Annotated in this window: 5 protein-coding genes; all 5 read left to right on the top strand. The window is 76.4% G+C overall.

Annotation, left to right across the window (positions count from 1 at the left end; translation table 11 throughout):
* The 5 genes from ABTY20_RS14825 to ABTY20_RS14805 all read left to right on the top strand — a co-directional run bounded on the left by ABTY20_RS14825 (window position 1) and on the right by ABTY20_RS14805 (window position 6,307).
* Window positions 1-594, top strand: coding sequence for a type VII secretion system-associated protein (locus ABTY20_RS14825; protein ID WP_351997395.1), 594 nt, complete (start codon window positions 1-3; stop codon window positions 592-594).
* A gap of 235 nt (window positions 595-829) precedes the next feature.
* On the top strand, window positions 830-2,065 hold the full coding sequence (locus ABTY20_RS14820; RefSeq protein WP_351997394.1) for a sensor histidine kinase: 1,236 nt from the start codon (window positions 830-832) through the stop codon (window positions 2,063-2,065).
* A complete protein-coding gene (locus ABTY20_RS14815; RefSeq protein ID WP_351997393.1) occupies window positions 2,062-2,736 on the top strand; it encodes a response regulator in 675 nt (224 codons plus the stop codon). The genes ABTY20_RS14820 and ABTY20_RS14815 overlap by 4 nt, the downstream gene beginning before the upstream one ends.
* A 242-nt stretch (window positions 2,737-2,978) precedes the next feature.
* Window positions 2,979-3,797 carry an ABC transporter ATP-binding protein gene (locus ABTY20_RS14810; RefSeq protein WP_351997392.1) on the top strand — a complete coding sequence of 273 codons (819 nt, stop codon included), beginning with the start codon at window positions 2,979-2,981 and terminating at the stop codon, window positions 3,795-3,797.
* Entirely contained in the window at window positions 3,794-6,307 is a 2,514-nt protein-coding gene (locus tag ABTY20_RS14805; RefSeq protein ID WP_351997391.1) for an ABC transporter permease, read from the top strand. Before ABTY20_RS14810 ends, ABTY20_RS14805 begins: the two co-directional genes overlap by 4 nt.
* The last annotated feature ends 49 nt before the right edge of the window (window positions 6,308-6,356 follow it).

The following is a 6,356-nucleotide window of genomic DNA, read 5'->3' as shown; positions in this document are numbered from 1 at the left end:
ATGAGTGAGCGGATCGGGGCGGCGGCGCCCACACCCCCCGACGACATCGTCGAGGCCGCACGGCTCGCGCCGGAGCACTGGATCAGCATGATCGACCCCGGCTGGGACGGCGAGGGCGTGCCGCCCGACCGGGTCGTGGTCGGCCGCTGGCGCACGGGAACGACCGGTGAGATCGAGGAGTGGGAGGACAACGAGGCGTACCGCCCCTCCCCGGAAGCGCTCGGCTGGCCCGAGCCCACCGACGACGTCGACGCGGCCCTCCAGCTCGCGGTCACCGGCTACGGACCGGTCGAGGACGCCCTGCGCGCCCTGGCCACCGCCGAGGTGGCGGTGCTCACCCTGCCGGACGGCTCCCCGGTGACCGCCGCGGTGCAGGACGGCAGGCTCGTCGTCCCGGTCTTCACCGCCTCGCCCCATCTGAACGCGGTGGGCGGCTTCGCCTCGGAACGCGTCACCGTCCCGGACCTCCTGGGCCGCCTTCCGTCCGGCCACGCGCTGTACGTCAACCCGGCCGGCCCCGCGGGCACCGTGCTGGAGCCCGGCCAGATCGCAGGGACGCACGCGGGCGGAACACGGCCGGACGGCGCCGATTGACCGGACGGCGCCGGGCCCACCCCCTACCGGGGTATCACTCCGACGTGGCTCCCCGGTGTGACGCCCCGCCCCCCACCGCCGTCCCACCCTTCTCCCCGTCACCGGTCACGAGACGGAGGGAGACGGACGGATGCGCCGCTCCGGGAGGACCCTGACCGTCACCGCAGCCGGGCCCGGGCGCACGTCTCCGACGCACGTCTCCGGACGCCGTCCCGCCGTGCCTAAGCTGGGGCCCATGACATCGGTGGAGGACAAGCCCCCGCGCGCGCTGCTCGCGGGGGCTTCGCGCCGGTGGGTGCGGCTGCTGCCGTGGGGCGTGGCGTTCGTGCTGGGCGTCGCCCTGCTGCCCACCACCATCCGGGTGCTCACCGCCGACTACGGTCTGAACGGCGGCGTCGCGAGCGTGCTGGCCGTCGCGCAGGCGGCGCCCCTGCTGCTCGCCGTCGTCCACCCGCTGCGGGCCTGGTGCGTGGTCTTCGCCGCGGACGTGGCCGGGGCGCTCGCCCTGCTCACCGTCGACTTCGAGGAGCGGCTGCTGTGGCCGTTCCCGCCCATGGGGATCGTCGGGTACCTCGGCCTCTGCCTCGCCCTCGGCCTGCGCGAGCGGCGCCGGACGCTGCTGCTGGTGTGGCTGGTGACCGCGGGCGCCAACACCGGCCTGGCGTTCGTCGCGCCCCACGGCGCCGGCGCCATGGAGGTGCTGCTCACCATCCTCAGCGGCGTCGCGCTCCTGCTCGCCGCCGCGCTCCGCGAACGGTACGAGGCCCAGCGCAGGCTGGCCGAGCAGGAGACGATCAGCGAGGCCGAGCGCGGCCGGCGGACGCTGCTGGAGGAACGCGCCCGCATCGCACGCGAGCTGCACGACGTGGTGGCGCACCACATGTCCGTCATCACGGTGCAGGCGGACACCGCGGAGTACCGCCTGCACGGGCTGCCGCCGGACGTGCGGGAGGAGTTCACGTCCATCGCGGCGGCCGCCCGCGAGTCGCTCGGCGAGATGCGACGCCTCCTCGGCGTGCTGCGCAACGAGGAGGCGCGCGGCGAGCTCGCGCCCCAGCCGGGCCTGACCCGGATCGGGCAGCTGGTGGAGGCGACGGCGAGGGCGGGCGTGCCGGTGGGGTTCACCCCCTGCGACGCCGACGTGCCCGAGGCGGTGGGCCTCTCCGCGTACCGCATCGTCCAGGAGGCCCTCGCGAACGTCGTGCGGCACGCGCCGGGCGCTCCGACACGGGTGTCGCTGTCGCAGTCCGCCGACGACGGGGACGGCGCACGGCTCACCGTCCTCGTCGTCAACGGGCCGCCGCCCGGGCCGCCCGCCGCACCGCTCGAGGAGGGCGGCACCGGGCACGGCCTCGTCGGCATGCGCGAGCGGGTGCGGCTCGCCGGCGGCACCCTCGACGCGGGGCCGCTGCCCGACGGCGGCTTCCGGGTGGCCGCCCGACTCCCCTTCACCGAAAGGAACCCCACGTGACGACGCGCGTCATCATCGTCGACGACCAGGCCATGGTGCGGGCCGGCTTCGCCGCGCTGCTGGCCGCCCAGAGCGACATCGACGTGGTGGGCGAGGCCCCCGACGGCGCGCAGGGCGTCGAGCTGAGCCGGCGCACCCGTCCCGACGTCGTGCTGATGGACGTCCGCATGCCCGAGATGGACGGCCTCGAAGCCGCCCGCCGCATCCTCGCGCCCCCGAAGGACGTGACGCACCGGCCGCGCGTGCTGATGCTCACCACGTTCGACGTCGACGACTACGTCTACGAGGCGCTGCGGGCCGGTGCGAGCGGCTTCCTGCTGAAGGACGCGCCGCCGGCCGACCTCATCTCGGCGGTACGCGTCGTGGCCTCGGGCGACGCGCTGCTCGCCCCCTCCGTGACGCGCCGCCTCATCGCGGACTTCGCCCGGCAGCGTCCCGTCGCCCGGGGCAAGCCGGCGCTGCGGCTCAAGGCCCTGACGGAACGCGAGACCGAGGTCCTCACCCTGGTGGCCCGCGGCCGGTCCAACACGGAGATCGCGTCGACACTGGTGCTGGCCGAGCAGACGGTGAAGACCCACGTGAGCCGCGTCCTCACCAAACTCGACCTGCGCGACCGCGCCCAGGCGGTGGTCTTCGCCTACGAGTCGGGCCTGGTGGCCCCCGGCGAGTAGGACGGCCCCCTCCCACCGGCCGGCACCCGGCCCCCGGCACAGCGCGGGGACGGGAGGAGCCCCCGCCCCCACCGTGCCCGCGCGGGCCGGGGCCGCCGTCCGCGGGTCCCGGAGGGGCCCGTCCCTCCTCCACCCCCTACCGCGGTAGCACCTCCGTATTGGCTCCCGGGTACGACGCCCGGCGCGCAGCCGTCCCCGCACCCTCCTCCCATCGGCACGAGAACGATGCGAGAGGACGGACCATGAGGCTACGCAGCGGCAAGCGGCAGAAGACGGACGACAGGCCGGAGGCGCCGGCCGCCCCACCCGGTCCCGCCGTCGAACTGCGCGGTGTCCGGAGACGGTACGGCCGCGGCGCGGGAGCCGTGCACGCCCTCGCGGGCGTCGACCTCGCCCTCCCGCGCGGCACGTTCACCGCGGTCATGGGCCCGTCCGGGTCCGGCAAGTCCACCTTCCTGCAGTGCGCCGCCGGGCTCGACCGGCCGTCGGCGGGATCCGTGCGGCTCGGCGGTACGGAGATCACCGGCATGAGCGAGAACGAGCTCACCGAGCTCCGCCGCAGCCGTCTCGGCTTCGTCTTCCAGGCGTTCAACCTGCTGCCGTCGCTGACCGTGGAGCAGAACGTCCTGCTGCCGCTGCGCCTCGCCGGGCAGCGCCGGGACCGCGGCCGTGCGGCCCGGGTCCTCGCGCAGGTCGGCCTCGCCGACAAGGCGCGGCGCCGGCCCGGCGAGCTCTCCGGCGGCCAGCAGCAGCGCGTGGCCATCGCCCGCGCCCTGGTCACCGGTCCCGACGTGGTGTTCGCGGACGAACCCACCGGCGCCCTCGACACCGGAACCGCCGTCGAGATCCTGGGCCTGCTCCGGCACGCGGTGGACACCCTCGGCGCCACCGTCGTCATGGTCACCCACGACCCGGCCGCGGCCGCCTGGGCCGACCGCGTGCTGTTCCTCGCCGACGGCGCCTTCGCCGACGGCCTGGAGCGCGGTTCGGCGGAGCGGATCGCGGAGCGGATGGCGGTGCTCACCGGCCGCACGGGCGCGACGGCGGGGATGGCGGCATGAGGAGCTTCGCCCCGAACGGCCTCGCCCGCGCGGCCGTACGCTTCAAACCCGCCTCGTTCGTCGGCACGTTCGTCGCACTGATGATGTCCGCGCTGATCGTCACGGCCTGCGGCGTCCTGCTGGAGACCGGGGTCCGCGCCTCGGTGCCGCCGGAGCGGTACGCGAAGGCGCCGGTCGTCGCGGCGGCCGACCAGTCCGCGCGACTCGTCGCCGACACCGTCGACGGCCCCGAGGAGACCGCGTACCCGCTGCCGGACACCGCCCGCGTGGACGCGGGCCTCGCGGCGAAGGCCGCCCGGGCGCCGGGTGCCGCGGCCGCGGTGCCGGACCTCACCTTCCCGGTCCGGCGGGGTGACGGCGCGCTCACCGGCCACGGCTGGGGCGCGCACGTCTTCACCGGCACCGCGCTGTCCGCGGGCGCCGCGCCGGACGCGGGCGAGGTCGTGCTCGACGCCGCCGCGGCCCGTACCGCGAGGGCCGGCGTCGGCGACACCGTCGCGCTCGAGACGGCCGCAGGACGCGCGGACTTCCGGGTGTCCGGGCTGGCCGTGGCCGGGGCGGGGGACACCGCGGCGGCGGGCGCGACGGCCGGTGGCACGGCCACGGCCTGGTTCGCCGACGCCGAGGCACCCGTGCTGGCCGGGCATCCCGGCAGGGCCGACGCCATCGCCGTCCTGGCCGAGGACGGCGTCGACACCAGCGCCCTCGCCGCCGCCGTCGAGAGGTCCCTCGCCGGCTCCGGCGCGCGGGTGCTCACCGGCGACGACCGCGGCGAGGTCGAGGACCACGGCCTGGCGTACGCCCGGGAGACGCTCTTCGCGCTCGGCGGTTCCTTCGGCGGGATCGCCACCCTGGTCGCCGTCCTCACCACGGCCGGCACGGTCGCCCTCTCCGTCGGCCAGCGCAGCCGCGAGTTCGCCCTGTTGCGCGCCGTCGGCGCCACCCCGCGGCAGATCCGCCGCGCGGTCGCCGCCGAGGCGCTGCTGGTCGCGCCCCCCGCCGGGCTGCTCGGCTCCTTGCCGGGGATCGGGCTGGCGAGCTGGTGGTTCGCGCAGTTGAAGGACCGCGGGGCCGTCCCGCAGGCGGTCGAACTGCACGTCTCGGGCATCCCGTTGCTCGCCGCCGTCGGGCTCGGGCTGCTCACTGCGCTCGTCGCCGGCTGGGCGGCCGGGCGCAGGCCGGCGAGGATCAAGCCGGGTCAGGCGCTCGCCGAGGCCTCGGTGGAGCGGCTGCGGCCGGGCGTCGTCCGTATCGTCCTCGGGCTGGGCGCCGTTGTCGGCGGCTCGGTGCTCGCCGGTGTCGCCTCCTCCGCCGCCGGTGCCGACGCGGCCAACGCCTCCCTCGGCGTCGTCATGCTCCTCATGCTCGCCGTCGCGCTGCTCGGCCCGCTGTTGGCCCGGCTGTGCGCGGCCCTCTTCGGCCTGCTGCTGCGCGGCGGCGGCGCCCCGGCGTCGCTGGCCGCCGCCAACTCCCGGGCCAACGCCCGCAGGACGGCCTCCGCGATCACCCCGATCGTCCTCGCCATGGCCTTCGCCTCGACGCTCGTCTTCCTGCACACGAGCGAAAGCCACGTCGCCGCGGCACAGCTGCGCGACGGCCTCACGGCCGACCACGTCGTCACCCACCCGGCGGGTCTGCCCACCGGTGCCGTCGACCGGGCCGCCCGCGCCCCCGGCGTCGAGGCGGCCGTGGGCCTGCTCGACACACAGGTGCTGGTGCCCGTCGAGGGCGGCGGCGAGACGTCGTTGCAGGAGGCGGCGGCCCAGGGCGTCTCGGGCTCCGGCGCCCGGCTCGCCGAGGTGCAGGACCTGGACGTGCGCAGCGGCAGCCTGGACCGCGTGGGCGCGGACCGCATCGCCGTCGACACGACCCTCGCCACCGCGGCGAAGGTCGAGGTCGGCGACGAGCTGCCGCTGTACCTCCCCGACGGCACGAGGGCCCGCCCGGAAGTCGTCGCGGTCTACGGCCGAGGCCTGGGCCTGCCCGCGGTGACCATGGACCGCGCGTTTCTGGCCGGGCACGTCACGTCGGAGTTCGACAGCACGCTGCTGGTACGCGGCGGCGACGCCGGGCCGCTCGCCGTGCTCGGCGAGGTCACCGACGTCTCGGACCACACCGTCGCGCGGAACGCGGACCGCGAACTCGGCGCCTGGGCCAACTACACGATGGCCGCCGTCCTGGGCGGCTTCGCCGCCGTCGCCGCCGTCAACACCCTGGTGATGACGGTCCTGGAACGCCGCCGCGAACTGACCGTGCTCCGCCTCGTCGGCTCCACCCGCCGCCAGGTGCTGCGCATGCTCGGCTGGGAGAGCCTGCTGGTGTCGGTGGCGGGCGTGGCCCTGGGCACGGCCATCGCCATGATCACGCTGACCCCGATGGTGCGCGGTCTGACGGGCGAGTCCCCCCACGTGCCCCCGCTGCTCTACGGCTCCTTCGCGGCCGCCGGCGTCGGCCTGGCACTGCTCGCGGTCACCCTGCCGGCGCGAGCGGCGCTGCGCCGCAGGCCGTAGCGCGTCCGCAGGAAGCGGGAGCCGGCACCGCACCGGCTCCCCCCACCCA

It is taken from the genome of Streptomyces sp. NPDC126497 (assembly GCF_040302425.1).
Lineage (GTDB): Bacteria > Actinomycetota > Actinomycetes > Streptomycetales > Streptomycetaceae > Streptomyces.
The sequence above is the reverse complement of the archived record's forward strand: the minus strand, read 5'-3'. Positions and strand labels throughout refer to the sequence as shown.